Here is an 18,530-nt window from a genome sequence, read left to right as displayed (position 1 = left end):
GGAGGAGAAGAGGGTGCCGGACCGGGAAGCGCCTCACGGCGCGTGGCCGCTCGTAGCGGCTTATTTTGGGACCCGGGGCTTGCACCGGCCCGACACCTCGAACAGTGTAGCGGGTGCCCAAACCCCTTGTCCTGTTGGGAATCCGGGCGGCGAGACGTTATAACACCCGTCGGCGCCGCATGCAACTACCAGAGGGTCCCGGCGCGTTCGGCGCGCGCCGCGGTCTGCAGCTGGTCAGCGGTCTCGACCAGTTTCGACGCGGACAGCACCTGGTCGTGGCCGTCGTCGGCGAGATGGGCGCGTCCGGTCGCCACGATCCGCGCGAACGCCGCCGCGCGATCCAGCGTGGTCGCGAAGTCACCGGTTGCGACACCCCGCAGTACGGCGTCCACCATGTCCCGCACCTCCGCGGGGCCGGGCGGCTCGGCGACGCCGGCGACCACCGCATGCACCTCGGCGTACTTACGGCCGGTGGCGAACTCGCGGGACACCGCCTCGGCGTTCGAGTGCACCCAGGACCGCAGCACGTACAGCCGCCAGAGCGCCCCGGGCAGCGAGTCGGCCGGGGAGTCGGACCACAGCTCGGCGAGCTCGTCGAGACCGTACTCGTCGGCCAGTTTGACCACCCGGGCGTGCACCTCGGCGTCCTCGGACTTGCGCACCCCGCGGACCAGCAACTCGGCTGTCCGGTGCGCGGCCTCGGTGACGGTCGCCGGATCGGCGGCACCGGGCAGCGACTCGAACAGCTTGTTGCCGGGCATCACCGGCCGACGCGGGTTGGGGGTGCTCACGGCCTCCATGGTGCCTGACGCCGTGCAGCGCCGCATGCCGACCCGGCGCAGTCAGTAGGCTCGACCCATGGCAGGTGCGGGGAAGGCGAACGGGAAGCTCGCCAAGAACTTGGTCAAGTACGGCGTACGGTACGGACCGCTCGTCGTCGAGGCGGTCCGGCACGGGCGCGAGCCCGCACAGCAGGCGCTCCAGGCCGCCTGGGTGAAGCGGTCCGCGCGCCGCAAGGCGGTCGAGCACGTTCTCACCGTGCGCGAGGGCTCCCTGCTGAAGGTGATCAAGGACGGGCAGGCGATCTTCTTCGTGTTCTCCGGCGACGCAATCGTCACGACCTACCCCGCCGTACCGCAGAGCAGCTACCCCGAGCTGCTCCGGCACGCCGACCTGGACAATCGTGAGCCGGCCGCCGCCCTGACCGCCCAGCGGCCGAACATCTTGCTGCTGGTCCGCCGGAAACGTTGACGCGCGCGTAACATCCCGGACCCGGCCGGGCAACAGGGCGGACGCAGAGTGGAAGGACGTTTCCACGAGGGAGGGCGTCCGCATGCTCTGGAAGATCAGGACCGAACTCGCCGACCGGCCCGGTGCACTGGCCGAACTCGCTGCACGGTGTGGTGCGGACGACATCAACATTCTCAGCCTCGAGGTCTTCACCGCCGAGACCGGCGCCGTCGACGAACTGGTGGTCTCCACCGGCGTCGGCTGGACCGCCGACGACCTGACCGCGCTGGCGGCCGAGGCCGGCTGCGTCCGGACGACGGTCCGCCCCTGCCAGGCCGACGTCCTCAGCGACGCGCCGACCCGCTACCTGCGCGCCGTACTGCGGCTGATCGACGACCCGGTGTCCGTCGACGACGAGCTGGGCAACCTGCAGGGGTTCGACGAGTACACGCCGGCCGAGTGGGCCCGCGCGGACGTGCTGGTCGAGATCGCCGGCCGGCTGGCCGAGCGGTTCGAGACGCCGGCCGGGCCGCGGCCCGGGGCCGGCGTACCCGACCTGCGGCCCGCGACCGTCGAGGACGCCGACGCCGTGGTCGCGATGCACGACCGGTGTTCGTACGAGAGCCGCACCCGGCGCTACCACGTTCCGATGCCGAAGCTGACCGCCCGGACCGCGCGGCACTTGTCGGCGCCGGCGGGAGGTGTGTCGGTCGTCGCATGTGTCGACGATGCCGTGATCGGGATGGCCACAGCCGCGCCGTGGGAGGAAATGGGCAGCACCACGATGGAGATCGCCGTCCTGGTCGAGGACGGCTGGCAGGGGCAGGGCCTCGGGCTTCGCTTGCTGCGCCAGGTGGTGGGGGAGGCCCGGGCCCTCGGCGCCGACCGCGTCGTCTGCATGGTGCAGCCGGAGAACCACGCGATGCTGCGCACCCTGGAGCGGTTGCGGATGCGCTCCCGAGTCATCCGGGACGGCGACAGTCTGATGGTGAGTGTCGCACTGTCCGACCGGAGCCTGTCGCATGCGGTGGATCGACCGCCGGTGCAATATCGTCAGACCCGTGCCACCCCTTCCCACCGGTCGGAACCCCCACGGTCTGCTGGTCAACCTGCCCGCGAGCACGCGCTCGCCGCTCTTTCAGCTCTTCAGCCGATTTCTGATCGCGCTGGGGCTGCTGACCGTGATGGTGCTGATCGTGGTGGTCGACCGTGACGGCTACAAGGACAGCTACGACGGCCATGTCGACCTGATCGACAGCATCTACTACGCAACCGTCACGCTCACCACGACCGGGTACGGCGACATCACGCCGGTGACGCCCACTGCCCGGCTGGTGAACGCCTTCATCGTCACTCCGCTGCGGATCGCGTTCCTGGTGGTGCTGGTCGGTACGACACTGGAAGTGCTGGCCAACGAGGGTCGCCGGATCATGCGCGACACGCGCTGGAGGAAACGGATGAAGGACCACACCATCGTCGTCGGCTACGGCACCAAGGGCCGGGCCGCGGTGCAGACGCTGATCAGCAACGGCGTGAAGCGCGAGAACATCGTCGTGATCGACCCGCGCGCCACGGCGATCGGTGACGCGGGCAACGACCAGATGGCCGCGTTCCACGGCGACGCGACGAACCGGACGGTGCTGCGCCGCGCCGAGGTGATGACCGCGCGCGAGGTGATCGTGACCACCGACCGGGACGACTCGGCCGTGCTGGTCACGCTCGCCGTGCGGCAGCTGAACCCGAACGCGCACGTCGTGGTCGCGGTCCGCGAGGAGGACAACGTGCCGCTGCTGCGGCAGAGCGGCGCGGACGCCGTGGTCACCTCGTCGGAGGCGGTCGGCCGGCTGCTCGGCCTGTCCGCGGTCAGCCCGAACCTCGGCGAGGTGATGGAGGACCTGCTGACCTACGGCGAGGGCCTCGAGGTCGCCGAGCGCCCGGTCCTCGGGCGTGAGGTCGGCAAGCCGCCGTCCGCCGTACCGGACCGGGTGGTCTCGGTGGTCCGCGACGGCAAGGTGCACCGGTACTACGACTCCAACGTCTCGGTCCTGGCCGCCGGCGACAAGCTCATCGTCGTCCGCCCCGCCAAGGAGACCCCGTGGGCCGAGCGCCCGGGCGCCGAAGAGGACGACGAGTAGGCCTTCCGCCGTCCGGCCGCCGTGCCTAGAGTCGAACTGCCTGGGGACGGACTCTGACAGGGGGCGGTCATGAGATGGAACAAGGCAGCGCGGATCGCCGCGATCGCGGCACTCGTGGGTGCGGGACTGAGCGGGACGCAGAGTCAGGCCTCGGGGCCGCCGGGCGGTGGCGCCTGCGTCTCGGAGGACAGCGTCGTCCAGGCGCGGGGCGGGCGTGAACCGGACCTCGGCCAGGTCCCACAGGATCTGCCGGCGACAGCGAAGAACAAGGCGAAAGCGGGCTTCAGGGCCACCGTTCCGGTGTACTTCCATGTGGTCACCGACGGCTCGATCGGCGCGCTCACGTCAGCCCAGATCCAGGCGCAGATCGACGTACTGAACAACACGTACGCGGGCGGCGAGGGCGGTGCCAGGACCGGGTTCAGTTTCACTTTGGCGGGTGTGACGCGGACCGACAACGCGACCTGGTTCTATGCCGGCGCGGGTGGTCTGCCTGAGCACGACATGAAGCACGCCCTGCACACCGGCGGTCCCGGGGACCTCAACCTGTACTCGACGACAGCCGGCGCGGGTCTGCTCGGATGGGCGTACCTGCCGGACATCGTCACCAAGCCGGGCCAGGCGTATCTCGACGGCGTCGTCATCGACTGGGAGTCCTTCCTGGGGACGTCGACCACGTACGCGGGGCGCTACGACCAGGGCGAGACCACGACGCACGAGGTCGGTCACTGGCTGAACCTCGAGCACACGTTCTTCGGCGGCTGCAACGCGAAGGGCGACTTCGTCGACGACACCCCTGCCGAGAAGACCCCGACCAGCGGCTGCCCGGCCGGCAAGGACACCTGCAAGGCGCCCGGGCTCGACCCGATCCACAACTACATGGACTACTCCTACGACTCCTGCTACACCCAGTTCACACCAGGCCAGGCACAGCGCATGGCCGACGCCTGGCTCTTCTACCGCGCCTAACCCGCACCACCACCCCGCCGTACCCGCTCTGCGGTAGGCATCTTTGGGCCCCCACCGTTCATTTCGGCGCTCCGAAATTGGACGGTGGGGGCCCAAAGACGGGTTGGGGGCCGTCACGGTGTGGTTGCGGTGCGGAGTTGGGGGAGTGGGGGTGTTGACGAGGGCTGAGGGGCGGTTTAGTGTCTCGGCTGTAAACGATTACAAGAACGATTACAGGAGGTCGGCGTGGGTCGTCCGACGATCGCTGGGGTGGCCCGGGCGGCCGGGGTCTCGGTGGCGTCGGTGTCACGGGTGCTGAACGGGCTGCCGGCCACGGAGGAGATGGTCGAGCGGGTGCAGCGGGCGGTTTCGGAGCTCGGCTACGTGCCGGACGCGCGCGCCCGGTCGCTGAAGGTCGGGCGGACGTTCCAGTTGACGCTGGCGGTCGCGGACGTCGGCAACCCGGTGTACGTGACGATGATGCGGGCGGTCGAGGAGGTCGTGGCCGCGGCCGGCTACCGGCTGGTGGTGACGACGACCGGGCCGGACGTGGTGGACGAGGTCGCGCTGGTTCGGGGGATGGCGCGCGGGTACGCCGACGGTCTGCTGATCAGCCCGCTGCGCGTCGACGAGGATCTGGTGAAGTCGATCCGCGAATGCGAGGTACCGGTGGTCGTCGCCGGTAACGTCCCGGCCAAAGCGGGCGTCGACACCGTGCGGGCGAACTCACCCAAGGGCATGCTGCTCGCCGTCGACCACCTGGCGTCCTGCGGCCGCACGCGCATCGCGTTCCTGAACGGTCCCGCCGACACGGTCCCCGGCGCGGCCCGCGCGAAGGGTTTCACCGAAGCCCTGAAGGCCCACGATCTCGAGCCCGTCGCCGCCACGGAAGCAGACGACTTCACCTTCGCCGCAGGGCGCACAGCTGCCCTCAACCTGCTGGCCGCCGGCGGGCTGGCTTCCAGCCAGTCCCACCGGCTGGGTGAGACGGGGCCGGCGGCCACCACCCACCAGGCGCGGGGCGGCGCCCGGCAGGCTGCGGCGCCGGCTCCGTCCACCTCCGAGTCGGAAGTTGGTGCGGGGTTCGACGCTGTTATCTGTGCGAACGACTTGCTGGCCGTGGGGTTGATGCATGAGTTGGCGGCCGCCGGGCTGCGGGTGCCGGACGACGTTGCGGTGGTGGGGATGGATGACAGTGAGTTGGCCGAGCAGAGTTTTCCGCCGCTGACGAGTGTGAATCTGGGGTCGGCCGAGCGCGGGCGGCGGGCGGCCGAGTTGCTGCTGGCAAGGATCGAGGACAACGACCGGACCCCGCGGCGGATCGTCGTCCAGCCGTCCCTCAGCATCAGGAGGTCCACCCCGTGACGGCAACCTTGACCGCGCCGCGGCCGGTGAAGAAAAAAGTGGGGAAGCCGAAGGCGAATCGTGAGGCGATCCTGCTGTTCCTGCCCGCCCTGCTGCCGGTGCTGATCCTGAGCGTCTACCCGCTGATCCGCGGTATCGCGCTCGGCTTCACCGACGCCCGCGCCGGCCTGCGGGTCGAGACGAACTTCGTCGGCTTCGGCAACTTCGCCAAACTCCTGCACAACGACCTGTTCTGGGACTCGTTCCGGATCGGCGTGATCTGGACCTTGTCGGTCACGATCCTGCAGTTCGTCGCCGCGCTCGGCCTCGCCCTGCTGCTGAACACGAACCTCAAATTCCGCGGCGTCGCGCGCACCCTCGCGCTCATCCCCTGGGCGATGCCCCCGGTCGTCGTCGCGATCATGTGGCGGTTGCTGCTGCACCCGACCAACGGCCCGGTCAACGAGATCCTGCAGAAGCTGCACCTCACCGACCACCCGATCAACTTCCTCGGCGACTTCAACACGGCGCTCCCGGCGGTGATCGTCGTCGGCATCTGGGTCGGCATGCCGATGACCACGATCACGCTGCTCGCCGGCCTGCAGGGCATCGACCGCACTCTGTACGAAGCGGCCGCGGTCGACGGCGCCGGCGCCTGGAGCCAGTTCTGGAACATCACGCTGCCGCAGCTGCGGACCGTGATCGTCGCGATCACCAGCCTGGACATGATCTGGAACTTCAACTCGTTCGGCCTGGTCTACGTGCTGACCGCCGGCGGCCCGGGCGGCAAGACGATGCTGCCGATGTTGTTCGCGTACAACGAGGCGTTCCGCTACGGCAACTTCGGGATGGCCGCGGCGATGGGTGACGTGATGGTGGTCATCATCATCGCGTTCCTGTTCTTCTACCTGCGGAACCGGCTGAGGAGCGAGGCATGAGGCGGCGCCGCTTGGGTACGAGTCCTGCGACCCGCTTCCTGCAGTACGTCGCCGTCGTCTGCTACCTGGTCTTCCTCGGCTTCCCGCTGCTCTGGCTGATCTCCAGCTCGCTGAAGTCGCCGCAGGAGTTCGCGAGCATCACGCCGAGCCTGCTGCCGAAGCACTTCGACCTGTCGAACTACAGCGACGCGCTGAACGAGCAGGGCCTGGTCCGCGGTCTCGGCAACAGCCTGCAGATCTCGATCTACAGCACGATCCTGGTGCTGATCGTCGCGCTGCCGGTGTCCTACGCGCTGGCCCGGTTCCGCAGCCGGCTGCGGCCGCTGACGAACGGCTGGATCCTGGTCAGCCAGGTGTTCCCGGTGATCCTGATCGTGATCCCGCTGTTCATGATCCTGCGCCCGCTGCACCTGACCAACACGATCCCCGGCGTGGTGATCGTGTACATGGTCTGGTCGCTGCCGTTCGCGCTGTGGATGCTGCAGGGGTACGTCGCCGCGGTGCCGCGGGAGCTGGAGGAAGCGGCCTCCGTCGACGGCGCCGGCCGGGTCCGCACGATCGTCTCGATCGTGATGCCGCTGCTGCGGCCGGGCCTGATCGCGACCGCGATGTTCACCTTCATCTCGGCGTGGAACGAGTTCTTCTTCGCCCTGGTCCTGCTGCAGGACCCGCAGCTCAAGACCCTTCCGCTGGTGCTCGCCCGGTTCGTCGGGGCCGAGGGCCAGGTGCAGTTCGGCCCGCTCGCCGCCGCCTCCGTGCTGGCCACCGTCCCCAGTCTCGTGTTCTTCGCCTTCCTTCAGCGCCGGTTGACCTCCGGCTTGCTGAGCGGCGCAGTCAAAGGTTAGGAGAGATAATGAAGAAGGTATTGACCGCGTTGCTGGCGGCGGGAGCGCTGGTGACGCTCGCCGCGTGCGGGGGCAACAGCGACGACAGCGGTTCGGGGTCGTCGACCGAGAAGGTGACGCTGAAGTTCCAGAGCCTCGCCTTCCAGAAGACCACGGTCGCCGCGACCAAGAAGATCGTCGCGGACTGGAACGCCGCGAACCCGAACATCCAGGTCGAGTACGTCCAGGGCAGCTGGGACTCCGTGCACGACCAGCTGGTCACCCAGTTCCAGGGCGGGACCGCGCCGGACATCATCCACGACGAGTCCGCCGACATCACCGGCTTCGTCAACCAGGGCTACCTCGCGGACCTCTCGCCGTACCTGAGCCAGGACACCAAGGACGCCGTCAGCCAGGGGGTCTGGGACACGGTCTCCAAGGACGGCAAGATCTACGCCGCGCCGACGCTCCTGCAGTCGTACGTCGTGTTCGCGAACTCCGCGCTGCTGAAGCAGGCCGGGATCACCGCCACCGGTGACTCGCTGAGCTGGGACGACCTGGCCGCCGACGCCAAGAAGCTGACCGCGGGCGGCAAGTTCGGACTCGGCTGGGGCCTGAAGAGCCCGACCGCGACGATGCTGAACCTCGGCCTGAACTTCGACGCGAAGTACTTCGACGGCTCCGGCAAGGACGCGAAGGCGACCATCGGCGACGCCGAGCTCGAGGTGCCGAAGCGGATCCACGCGATGGCCTACGACGACAAGTCGATCGACCCGACGTCGCTGACGCAGAGCGGTTCGGACGTGCTGCCCGGGTTCTACGCCGGCAAGTACGGAATGGTCGTGGCCGGCAACTACGTCGCGCAGCAGATCCTCGAGGAGGCGCCGAAGACCTTCCAGTGGGAGGTGCTGCCGCCGCTGAAGGGCACGAGCAGCAAGCAGGCCGCGAACCCGCAGACGCTGTCGGCGCCGGCCGAGGGCAAGCACATCGAGCAGTCGGCGAAGTTCATCGACTACTTCATGAAGGCCGAGAACCTGGCCGCGGTCGGTCAGGGCGACTGGCTGATCCCGACCACCCAGGCGGCCCGGGACGCGGTGCAGCAGGCGACCGGCGGCAAGAACGGCTGGCAGCAGATCCTGGCCAGCGGCGCCGAGCTGACCAAGGCGCCGTTCCAGAGCGTGGAGAACTACCCGCAGTGGAAGGACCAGATCGCGACGCCGGCGTTCCAGCAGTACCTGGCGAACAAGACCGACGCGGCGGCGCTGGGCAAGAAACTGAGCGACGGATGGGGTCAGGTCAACAACTGATGTCCTTGATCGAGGAGAAGGCAACGGGGGTCCTCGTCGGGTCCGCGGTCGGTGACGCGATCGGTGGCGCCGTCGAGGGCTGGACCCCGGAGGCGATCCGGGAGCGGCACGGCGGCTGGGTGACCGGCATCGTCGGCCCGTGGTACGACGACTGGCGGACCGCCCGCCCGATCGCGCCGTACCACAAGGGCGACGGGCACATCACCGACGACACCTTGATGACGCACGCCCTGGTCGAGGTGTACGACGAGCGCCGGTCGCACCTGGACGCCTACGCGGTCGCCGAGTCGCTGGTGCCGAAGATGCTGAACGGGACCCGCTGGGTTCCCGAGCTCGAGGCGGACGCGCTCCTGCTGCAGCGGGTGTTCCTGGCCGAGAAGTGGCTGGTCGCCCGCCTGCACTACGGGCACGTCGATCCGCGCGAGGCGGGTGTCGGCAACATCGTGAACTGCGGTGCGGCGATGTACATGGCGCCTGTCGGGATCGCCAACGCCGGCGATCCCGAGGGCGCGTACGCCGAGGCGCTCGACGTCGCCGGTGCGCACCAGTCGAGCTACGGACGGGAGGCGGCCGGCGTGTTCGCGGCCGCCGTCGCCGCCGCGATGACGCCGGGCGCAACGCCCGCGTCGGCGGTCGAGACTGCTGTGGCGCTGGCCAAGGACGGCACTCGGAGGGCCGTCGAGGCGGTCGTCGAAGCGGCCGACGGCGTGACGGACTGGGAGGAGGCGATTCCTGTGCTGCGGAAGGCGATCGAGCCGTTCGACACGGTCGGTCCGAACTACCGTGAGCTCTCGATGGACGCCCGCCGGCCGAGCCGTACCAAGGCGATCGAGGAGCTTCCGGTCGCGCTCGGGTTCGTCCTGGTCGCCGAGGGAGACGTACGGCGGGCTGTCCTGGGCGGCACCAACTACGGCCGCGACGCGGACTCGATCGCGTCGATGGCGGGTGCGATCACCGGAGCTTTGCAGGGCCACGACGGCGTACCGACGGACTGGGCGGAGCGGATCGCCGAGGCGAGCAAGACCGATCTGGTGGAGCCGGGTCGTGTCATGGCGTCCGTCGTACGGGACATCCGGGCGGCCGACGCCGAGCGGTGGGCCCGGCGTGCGGCCGCGTTGGATGCGCTGGTCTGAATGTCAGTTGGCGTACGCCTCGAGCTCGACGATCCGGGAGTACCCGTGGTCGTTGGAGTCGTGGATGACGAGCTGGACGGCGTCGACCGCGCGAGGCTCGAAGGTGATGACCAGCCGGCCCGTGGTGTTGCCCCGGACCTCCTCCACGGTCGTCCACACATCGTTGTTCCGGAGTTGGACGTCGAAGTCGCGGACGCCCATCACGGCGGCGGGGTACTTGGTCGAGTCGAGGGTTTGGAGGACGACTCGGCCGATGGTGGTCGGCTGGACGAAGTCGACGCCGTAGGTGTCGGGGAAGACGCCCTTGGTGTTGTCGTGCCAGCCACTGGCGCCCCACTGTTCGGAGGCGGCGTTGCCGTCGACGCCGCCGCACAGGCGCATGTTGCCGTTGGTGGAGGATGCGACAGCCTGTTCGCCGAGCAGCACGTTGTCGCGGGCGGGGACAGGCTTGATCACCACAGGCACCTGCAGGTGCTGCTTACCGACGGTGAGGTCGACGGAGTACGTCGCGGGCGCGGTGCCGCGCGGGACGGTGACCTCGAGCGGCGCCTTGACGAGCTGATCGACCGGAAGGTAGCTGGAGAACTGGTGCCGGGACAGCGTGAGGGCGACGTCCCCGGCGACACGCAGGTCGGCGATCGTGGGTTTGCGGCCGGTGTTGGTCATGCCGAGCGTCAGCTTCCCGGCCGGGAAGCACGGCAGCGGCACGACCTCCACGGGCTGTGGCGTGGCGCTGATCTCGACCTGGTTGTTGCCGCTGGCAACGGCGACGGCGGGCACCACGAGCGTGAGTGGGACGGCGACGAGGGCGATGCGTCGGAGCATGGGCTGGTCCGTTCAGGCGAGATGGGTTCCGGGACGGCCGTCCTCGACGACCAGGGTGGCGCGCGTGGACGCCGTACCGCCGGGAGTGACGACGCGGTCGACGACACGGAACTCCGACGTCCACTGCGTCCGGTCGAGCCGGCAGCTGAGGTAGCCGCGCTGGACGTTCTGGTACTTGACGTGCGGGTTCTCGGCGAGCAGCGCGCGCCCGGTGGCGTCGGCGTCGACGCCGTCCTTGCCCGACGAGATCGACGTGGTGACGAACTCGGACCCGATCGCCGGCGTGGACGGATCCGCGAAGTCCACCCGCAGGTCGGAGGCGACGCTGCGGTGCAGGTCGCCGGTGAGGACGACGAAGTTGCCGACGCCGCGGTCACGGACACCGGACAGCACGCGATCGCGCGAGGCGGCGTACCCGTTCCAGGTGTCCATCGGAAGCTCGAGCTCCGGCCCGGTCTTGCGGTCGAGCTGGGCCATGGCGACCTGCTGCGCGACGACGTTCCAGCGGCTCGTGGAGGATCCGAGCGTGTCCAGCAGCCAGCCTTCCTGGGCGGCGCCGGTGATGGTGCGCGCCGGGTCGGTCGACACCTCGTCCGGCGGCAGCCATCCACCGGTCGACGTCTGGTCGTCGCGGAACTGCCGTGTGTCGAGGATGCTCAGGTCGGCGGTACGGCCGTACCGGAGGTGGCGGTGCAGGCGGATCGACGGGCCGTCGGGGGACTGGTCGAGACGCAGCGGCATGTGCTCCCAGTACGCCCGGAAGCCGTTCGCCCGGCGGACGAGGAAGTCGTCGTACGGGATGCCGTCCTCGGACACGTACCCGGCCCAGTTGCCCTCGACCTCGTGGTCGTCGAGCGTGACGATCCACGGCGCCGCCGCGTGCGCGGCCTGCAGGTCGGGGTCGGTCTTGTGCAACGCGTACCGGGCCCGGTACTCGTCGAGCGTGAAGATCTCGCCGGCGAAGTCGACCGGTACGGACTGGTTGCGGACGCCGGCGGTCGGTCCGACACCGACCTCGTAGATGTAGTCGCCGAGGAACAGCACGGCATCGTGCTCCCGGCGTACGACGTCCTGGTACGCGGTGTAGAACCCGTCGTAGTAGGCCTGGCAGGACGCGACCGCCAGCGTCACGGCCGGCTCGTCGGACGGCGCCGGCGCGGTCCGGGTACGACCGGCCGGGCTGATCTGACCGGCGGCGCGGAACCGGTAGAAGTAGTGCCGCCACGGCCGCAGTCCCCGGACGTCGACATGCACGGTGTGCGCGTACTCCGGACGGGCGTGCGCCGTACCTCGGCGTACCACTGTGCGGAACGACTCGTCCTCGGCGACCTCCCACTCGACGTTCACCGGGCGGTCGCCCATGCCGCCGAACGGTTCGAGCGGGCCGGGCGCGAGGCGGGTCCAGATGACCACGGCGTCCGGCAGCGGATCGCCCGACGCGACGCCGAGCGTGAACAACGGTCGGTTGTCGGTGCGGTGCGATATCCCTACCGCGTCGACGAGATCGGGGAGGTTTCCGGTAAGAGCGAGCGCGGCGGCGGTTCCGGTCAGAAAGCTGCGGCGGGTGACCATGGCCGGAAGTATCAGGCCGCGCCGACAGAACGATCCAGGTGCGTGTTTCGCCTGGCGCAACAGGGGAAGGAAGAGCCTCGATGAGATTGACCTGGGTGCAGCCGGAGGACCTCCTCCCGCACCAACTGGTCCAGGCGCGGTCGGAGGGCGTCGACGTCACCGACGTCCAGGCCCGCTGGCTGGCCGCCGGCGGGACCACGGACGCGCCCGTGTCGGGTGCCTCCGACGAGCCCGCGACCCCCGCGCTGCGGGCACTCGCCCGCGAACTGCTGGACGTGCTCGACGCGCGGACCGGGGACTGGCGCGAGCCGGTGATCCCGGAGCTGCCGTCGCTGGGTGCGCCGGTCGATCTCGAGACCCGCACGCTGAACGCCTGGCTCGGCCGGATGGCCGGGAACCTGCTCGGCAAGCCGGTGGAGAAGATCCCGCGCGAGGGCATCCGGGAGATCCTGGCCAGCTCCGGTCAGTGGCCGCTGTCGCAGTACATCACCGCTGCCGGTGTGCCGGACGAGGTGCAGCAGCGGTGGCCGTGGAACCGGCGCTCGAAGGTGAACAGTCTTCGCGAGGTCATCGACGGCATGCCCGAGGACGACGACATCAACTTCGCGATCCTGGCGCTGGTGATGATGGAGCGCTTCGGTCCCGGAGAGCATGGTCTGACCACCGAGGACGTGGCCCAGAGCTGGCTCGGCGACCTGCCGGCCGGCCGCGTGTTCACCGCCGAGCGTGTTGCCTACCGCAACCTTCTGGAAGGGATCGAGCCGGCCCGCGCGGCCGTCGTCGGGAACCCGTTCCGGGAATGGATCGGCGCCCAGATCCGCACCGACGCCTACGGCTGGGCGCATCCCGGCGATCGCACGGCGGCCGCGCGGCTCGCGCTGGTCGACGCGCGGCTCAGTCACACCGGCGCCGGGGTCGACGGCGCGCTCTGGGTGGCCGCGATGTCCGCGGCCGCGCTGGTGCTCGACGATCCGGTCGAGGCCGCGGTCGCCGGCCTGGACGTGGTCGGCGGTCAGGGCGCGATCGCCCGCGCGGTCCGGTTCGGGCTCAGCCTCGCCGACGCCGAGCTGGACGACGCGCTCGATGCGCTGCATCACGAGTACGGCGACCTGCACTGGGTGCACGCGGTGAACAACACCGCCCTCACCGCGTATGCGCTGACCGCTGCGGATTTCACCACGGCGATCGGCCGCGCGGTGATGGGCGGCTGGGACACCGACTCGGCCGGTGCCACCGTGGGCGCGGTTTTTGGCGCGACGCGCGGGGTTCCGGCAGAGTGGTCCGCACCACTGGACAATCGGGTGGCCACCAGCCTCCCGGGGATGGACCAGATCGCGATCGACGAGCTGGCGCGGAGGACTGTGGAGGTGGCCCGGGGTGGAGCCTGACGTGGTAGTGGTGGGGAGCGCGAATGTGGATCTTGTGTTGCCGGTTCAGCGCATTCCACGACCGGGTGAGACGGTTCTCGCCGGTGCGATGACGCGCGGTCCGGGCGGCAAGGGCGCGAACCAGGCGGTCGCCTCGGCCCGCGCGGGCGCCCGGACGGCGATGGTGGTCGCGCTGGGTGACGACGACGGCGGCGCCCTGTTGCGCGAGGCGCTCGAAGGTGTCGACCTGTCGCTGGCGACGACCGGCGACGCCCCGACCGGTACGGCGATCATCACGGTCGAGGACGGCGGTGAGAACTCGATCGTCGTCGCCCCGGGCGCGAACGGCGAGCTGACCTTGTCCGCGGCCGCGCTGACCGCGATCGGCGATGCGAAAATCGTCCTTTCCCAATTGGAGATCCCGTTCCCGACGGTGCAGGCGGCGGCCGCGGCGGCGAAGTACTTCGTCCTCAACGCGGCACCGGCCGCGGAACTCCCGGACGAGTTGCTCGCCGAGGTGGACCTGCTGGTGGTGAACGAGACCGAGGCCGAGGCGATCGCCGGGCCGGACCGGTCCGCGCTGCTGAAGCAGGTGCCCGCCGCGGTGGTCACGCTCGGCGGGGCGGGCGCGGTGATCCTGACCCGCGAGGCCGAGGAGATCGCGGTTCCCGGCGTACGGGTCGAGGTCGTGGACACGACCGCCGCTGGAGACACGTTCTGCGGAGTACTGGTCGCCACGTTGGCTGCCGAATCAACTAACGACTCGATCACGGCAAGCGACCTGACGAACGCGGTCCGACGCGCTAACGTTGCTGCTTCATTGAGTGTTCAGGCCGCGGGGGCGATTCCCTCCGTGCCGCACGGGGATGCAATCGACGCGCGTTATGCGGAGGTGTACCTGTGAATCCGCTCGAACCGCGGCCCATCGACCTTCCGGCGAAGGTCGATCTCGGGCTCCGGGCCGACCTGTCGTTCCTGGACGACGCCAAGATCCTCGGCGCCCCGGAGGACCCCGCCGACCTGCCGCGGTGGCGCGCCAAGCTGGCCGAGTGGCGGTTCGGCGCCTTCGAACGGACCAGGTACGACGGCTCGCACTACGACGAACCCGGTCGCGCCTGGACCCAGACCGCGTACTCGGTGGCGCTGGTCTGGCTCTGGGACGACCTGCTCTACAACGTCGAGACCGGGACGTTCACACCGGAGAAGTTCGTCGAGCACGGCATCGCCGAGTTCGGCGGGTACGACGCGATCGTGCTCTGGCACGCCTACCCGGTGATCGGGATCGACGACCGCAACCAGTTCGACTTCTACCGCGACGTCCCCGGGCTGCGCGAGCTGATCGACGACCTGCACCGGCTCGGCCTCAAGGTGTTCTTCGACTACAACCCGTGGGATGTCGGCACCCGCCGTGCGGACCGCTCGGACGCCGACGAGTTCGCCGCGCTGGTCACCGACTACACGGTCGACGGCGTGTTCCTGGACACGCTGAAGGAGGGCGACCCGGCGTTCACCCGCGCGATCCGGCAGGCGAACCCGGCAATCGCGCTGGAGGGCGAGTCGCGGTTGCCGATGGCAAGGATCGGCGACCACGCGCTGTCCTGGGCGCAGTGGTTCGCCGACACCCACGCGCCCGGCGTGCTGCGGGCGCACCTGTTCGAGCGCCGGCACATGATGCACCACACCCGCCGGTGGAATCGTGACCACAGCGACGAGTTGCAGTCCGCCTGGGTGAACGGCGTCGGCATGCTGGTCTGGGAGTCGGTGTTCTCGGCGTGGGTCGGGTGGAACGCCCGCGACCGCGCGACGCTGCGCCGGATGGTCGCCGCGCAGCGGGCGTTCGCGCCGGTGCTGATCAACGGCGACTGGATCCAGCTGACGCCGGAGATCCCGGAGAAGGCCCGTGATCACGGCGTCCACGGGTCCCGGTTCGACCTGGCGGACATCACCTTCTGGACGTTGATCAACCGTCACGACGAGGACTTCGACGGCATCGTGCTGCGCTCCGAGGACCAGGTCGGCGACTGGTACGACGTGACGACGGGCGTCCCGATCACCGCGGACGACGACGGTGTCCATCTGGTCGTACCGGGCCGCGGCGTGGCCGGCATCGTCCGCGTCGGCGCCACCGCCGGCGCCTCGTGCCGGGCCACCGCGCGCCGGCTGGGCACGATGCCGCGCGCCCATGTCGAGGAGTCCGCGTTCCCGATGCGGCCGGCCGAGCGGGTCGTCGCACCACCGGTCGCCGGTCCCGCCGAGATCGGCCCGACGGTCGACGTACCGGCGGGGGAGCAGACGTTGATCGTCCGGCACCGGCGGCGCGAGACCGGCTTGTACGACACCGCGCCGTACGTCGAGGAGTGGAAGCCGCTGCCCCCTCGCCTGCACGACATCCAGACGGTGACGCGTGAGGTGTCGCTGCCGGGATGCTCGGTGGCTGTCGCCGAGGTGACCAACGCGGAGTATCTGGCGTTCCTGCAGGCGACCGGCTACCGTCCGCTCGTCGCGAACCGGTTCCTGAGGCACTGGGTCGACGGCGCGCCCGTTCCCGGGACCGAGAACCAGCCGGTGACGTACGTCGACCTGCCGGACGCCCGGGCGTACGCCGCCTGGCGTGGCGGACGGCTGCCCAGCGAGGACGAGTGGCAGATCGCCGCGCTCGCCGAGGGGTTCACCCGGCGCGAGCCGCTGGTGTGGAACCTGACAGAGAGCGAGCACCGCGACGGTCGCAGCCGGTTCTGCATCCTGAAGGGCGGCTCGCACTACGTCGCCGAGGGCTCCGACTGGTATGCCGACGGCGGTCCGCAGGAGCCGGACGTCAGCTTCAAGCTGGTGCTGACGGGCGGCGGCCTCGACCGCTCGGAGAACATCGGCTTCAGGTGCGCGGGATGAGACCTGCTCCACTCGACGGGGTGAAGGTGCTGGAGGCGGCGACGCTGTTCGCGGGGCCGCTGGCAGCGACCTTCCTGGGCGACTTCGGCGCCGACGTCACGAAGATCGAGCACCCGTCCCGGCCGGACGCGGCGCGCACGCACGGCGCCTCGAAGGACGGTGTCGGGCTCTGGTTCAAGACCCTCGGCCGGAACAAGCGGCTCGCGACGCTCGACCTGTCCCGCGGCCGGGACGTGTTCCTCGACCTGGTCCGGCAGAACGACGTCCTGGTGGAGAACTTCCGGCCCGGGACGCTGGAGCGCTGGGGCCTCGGCCCGGACGTGCTGCTGGCGGCGAACCCGCGGCTGGTGATCGCGCGGGTGACGGCCTTCGGGCAGGTCGGTCCGTGGTCGCGGCGTCCCGGGTTCGGGTCGCTGGCCGAGGCGATGAGCGGGTTCGCGGCGGTCACCGGCGAGCCGGACGGCCCGCCGACGCTGCCGCCGTTCGGCCTCGCGGACGGGATCACCGCGCTCGCCACGGCGTACGCCGTCCTGGTCGCGCTGCGCGAACGGGACCGGTCCGGCGCCGGGCAGGTCATCGACATGGCGATCATCGAGCCGATCCTGATGATGCTCGGCGGCGGCATCACGGCGTACCAGCAGACCGGGTACGTGCAGCCGCGGCTGGGGAACCGCTCGTCGAACAACGCTCCGCGCAACGTCTACCGCACCGCGGACGGCCGCTGGGTGGCGGTGTCGACCAGTTCACAGAGCATCGCCGAGCGCGTGCTGACGCTGGTCGGGCGCGCCGATCTGGTCGCGCAGCCCTGGTTCGCGACCGGACGCGAGCGCGCCCAGCACGCCGACGAGCTCGACGAGGCGGTCGGGTCGTGGATCGCCGCGCGGTCGCTGGAGCTCGTGATGGAGGAGTTCGAGAAGGCCGAGGCCGCGGTCGGGCCGGTGCACGACATCCGCGGGATCATGACCGACCCGCAGTACGCCGCGCTTGGGACGATCGTCAGCGTGGACGACGACGAGCTGGGCCCGGTGCAGATGCAGAACGTGCTGTTCCGGCTGTCCGAGTCGCCGGGGGAGATCAAGTGGGCCGGCCGGCCGCACGGTGCGAACACCGACGAGGTGCTCGCCGAGATCGGTGTGACGCCGGACCAGGTGGCGGCGCTGCGAGCAGCTGGAGTGGTGTGAGGGGGCGTTGAGGTGCTGACCGCACTGTATGTACCGGCCAACCGGCCGGACCGGTTCGCGAAAGCTGTTGCTGCGGGCCCCGATCTGGTGGTGTTCGACCTGGAGGACGCCGTACCGGTCGCCGACAAGGCGGATGCGCGCGGCTGGGCGGTCGCCTGGGTCGCCGCGAACGCCCGCGGGCCGGTCGAGATCCGGGTGAATGCGCTGGACTCGCCCTGGATCGAGGACGACCTGGCGGCGATCCGCGCCGTACCGCAGGCTCGGTTGCGGGTGCCGAAGGTGGAGAGCGCGGCGGACGTCCACGCGGTGCTGGACAAGGTGCCGTCGGCAAGGATCACCGCGCTGATCGAGTCCCCGCTGGGTCTGGAGCGGGCGTTCGAGATCGCCACCGCGGACCCACGGCTGGTCGCGGTCGCGCTCGGCGAGGCGGACCTGTCCAGCGCGCTCGGCGTGGACGGCCCGGAGGGCCTCGCCTGGGCACGCGGTCGGCTCGTCTCGGCATCCCGCGCGGCGGGGTTGGGCGCCCCGATGATGTCGGTCTACCCGAACGTCAACGACCTGGACGGTCTGCGAAAGACCTCACAGGAAGGCCGGGCGCTGGGCTTCGTCGGCCGTACGGCGATCCACCCGCGGCAGTTGCCGACGATCGTGGAGGCGTTCACCCCGGCCCCCGCCCAGGTCGCCGCCGCTCAGGAACTGCTGGACGCGGTGGACAAGGCCGACGTGGCGAACGGCGGCGTGTTGGTGCTGCCCGACGGACGGATGGTCGACCCCGCGATGATCGGGCGCGCCCGCGAGGTCACAGCGCTGGTACGGGAGATCGAGCTAAGGTCGTAG

General features: G+C 70.1%; 17 protein-coding genes. 14 read left to right on the top strand and 3 right to left on the bottom strand.

Annotated elements, in window-relative coordinates; genetic code table 11:
- Positions 1-185: 185 nt before the first annotated feature.
- On the bottom strand, positions 186-800 hold the full coding sequence (locus AB0L64_RS09870) for a hypothetical protein (protein WP_363709664.1): 615 nt from the start codon (positions 798-800) through the stop codon (positions 186-188).
- Between the two features lie 58 nt (positions 801-858).
- On the opposite strand from AB0L64_RS09870, the gene AB0L64_RS09865 reads away from it, so the two are divergent.
- From AB0L64_RS09865 to AB0L64_RS09825, 9 genes are all read left to right on the top strand, one after another.
- Entirely contained in the window at positions 859-1,251 is a 393-nt protein-coding gene (locus tag AB0L64_RS09865; protein ID WP_363709662.1) for a hypothetical protein, read from the top strand.
- Between the two features lie 82 nt (positions 1,252-1,333).
- Positions 1,334-2,443, top strand: coding sequence for a GNAT family N-acetyltransferase (locus AB0L64_RS09860; RefSeq protein ID WP_363709660.1), 1,110 nt, complete (start codon positions 1,334-1,336; stop codon positions 2,441-2,443).
- Positions 2,415-3,365, top strand: a complete 951-nt coding sequence (locus AB0L64_RS09855) for a potassium channel family protein (protein ID WP_363709808.1) — start codon at positions 2,415-2,417, stop codon at positions 3,363-3,365. The genes AB0L64_RS09860 and AB0L64_RS09855 overlap by 29 nt, the downstream gene beginning before the upstream one ends.
- Positions 3,366-3,434: 69 nt before the next feature.
- Positions 3,435-4,334, top strand: coding sequence for a zinc metalloprotease (locus tag AB0L64_RS09850; protein WP_363709658.1), 900 nt, complete (start codon positions 3,435-3,437; stop codon positions 4,332-4,334).
- Positions 4,335-4,559: 225 nt separating this feature from the next.
- Complete coding sequence (locus AB0L64_RS09845) at positions 4,560-5,678, top strand: LacI family DNA-binding transcriptional regulator (RefSeq protein WP_363709656.1); 1,119 nt, start codon at positions 4,560-4,562, stop codon at positions 5,676-5,678.
- Positions 5,675-6,595: a sugar ABC transporter permease gene (locus AB0L64_RS09840; protein ID WP_363709654.1), complete on the top strand. Its 921-nt coding sequence runs from the start codon at positions 5,675-5,677 to the stop codon at positions 6,593-6,595. Before AB0L64_RS09845 ends, AB0L64_RS09840 begins: the two co-directional genes overlap by 4 nt.
- A complete protein-coding gene (locus tag AB0L64_RS09835; protein WP_363709651.1) occupies positions 6,592-7,440 on the top strand; it encodes a carbohydrate ABC transporter permease in 849 nt (282 codons plus the stop codon). The genes AB0L64_RS09840 and AB0L64_RS09835 overlap by 4 nt, the downstream gene beginning before the upstream one ends.
- A gap of 8 nt (positions 7,441-7,448) precedes the next feature.
- On the top strand, positions 7,449-8,726 hold the full coding sequence (locus AB0L64_RS09830; protein WP_363709649.1) for a sugar ABC transporter substrate-binding protein: 1,278 nt from the start codon (positions 7,449-7,451) through the stop codon (positions 8,724-8,726).
- The gene (locus AB0L64_RS09825) at positions 8,726-9,859 is read left to right on the top strand and encodes an ADP-ribosylglycohydrolase family protein (protein ID WP_363709647.1); all 1,134 of its coding nucleotides are present in this window, start codon (positions 8,726-8,728) and stop codon (positions 9,857-9,859) included. Before AB0L64_RS09830 ends, AB0L64_RS09825 begins: the two co-directional genes overlap by 1 nt.
- Positions 9,860-9,862: 3 nt before the next feature.
- Here the strand turns inward: AB0L64_RS09825 and AB0L64_RS09820 are convergent, their stop codons facing one another.
- Positions 9,863-10,684, bottom strand: coding sequence for a hypothetical protein (locus tag AB0L64_RS09820; protein ID WP_363709645.1), 822 nt, complete (start codon positions 10,682-10,684; stop codon positions 9,863-9,865).
- Positions 10,685-10,696: 12 nt separating this feature from the next.
- Positions 10,697-12,256 carry an alkaline phosphatase D family protein gene (locus AB0L64_RS09815; protein WP_363709643.1) on the bottom strand — a complete coding sequence of 520 codons (1,560 nt, stop codon included), beginning with the start codon at positions 12,254-12,256 and terminating at the stop codon, positions 10,697-10,699.
- Between the two features lie 80 nt (positions 12,257-12,336).
- Between AB0L64_RS09815 and AB0L64_RS09810 the strand changes: the two genes are divergently transcribed.
- Genes AB0L64_RS09810 through AB0L64_RS09790 form a run of 5 tightly spaced genes read left to right on the top strand, consistent with a single transcriptional unit; the run spans position 12,337 to position 18,530 of the window.
- Entirely contained in the window at positions 12,337-13,644 is a 1,308-nt protein-coding gene (locus AB0L64_RS09810) for an ADP-ribosylglycohydrolase family protein (RefSeq protein WP_363709641.1), read from the top strand.
- Positions 13,634-14,527: a ribokinase gene (locus tag AB0L64_RS09805; RefSeq protein ID WP_363709639.1), complete on the top strand. Its 894-nt coding sequence runs from the start codon at positions 13,634-13,636 to the stop codon at positions 14,525-14,527. The genes AB0L64_RS09810 and AB0L64_RS09805 overlap by 11 nt, the downstream gene beginning before the upstream one ends.
- Complete coding sequence (locus AB0L64_RS09800) at positions 14,524-16,512, top strand: SUMF1/EgtB/PvdO family nonheme iron enzyme (protein WP_363709637.1); 1,989 nt, start codon at positions 14,524-14,526, stop codon at positions 16,510-16,512. Before AB0L64_RS09805 ends, AB0L64_RS09800 begins: the two co-directional genes overlap by 4 nt.
- Positions 16,509-17,693 (top strand): CoA transferase, encoded by a 1,185-nt coding sequence (locus tag AB0L64_RS09795; protein ID WP_363709635.1) that lies wholly within the window; start codon positions 16,509-16,511, stop codon positions 17,691-17,693. Before AB0L64_RS09800 ends, AB0L64_RS09795 begins: the two co-directional genes overlap by 4 nt.
- Before the next feature lie 12 nt (positions 17,694-17,705).
- Entirely contained in the window at positions 17,706-18,530 is an 825-nt protein-coding gene (locus AB0L64_RS09790) for a CoA ester lyase (RefSeq protein WP_363709633.1), read from the top strand.

Source organism: Kribbella sp. NPDC051936 (assembly GCF_040680955.1).
In the GTDB taxonomy this organism is placed as follows: Bacteria; Actinomycetota; Actinomycetes; order Propionibacteriales; family Kribbellaceae; genus Kribbella.
Note: the sequence above shows the minus strand (reverse complement) of the source record. Positions and strands in the feature narration are given on the sequence as shown.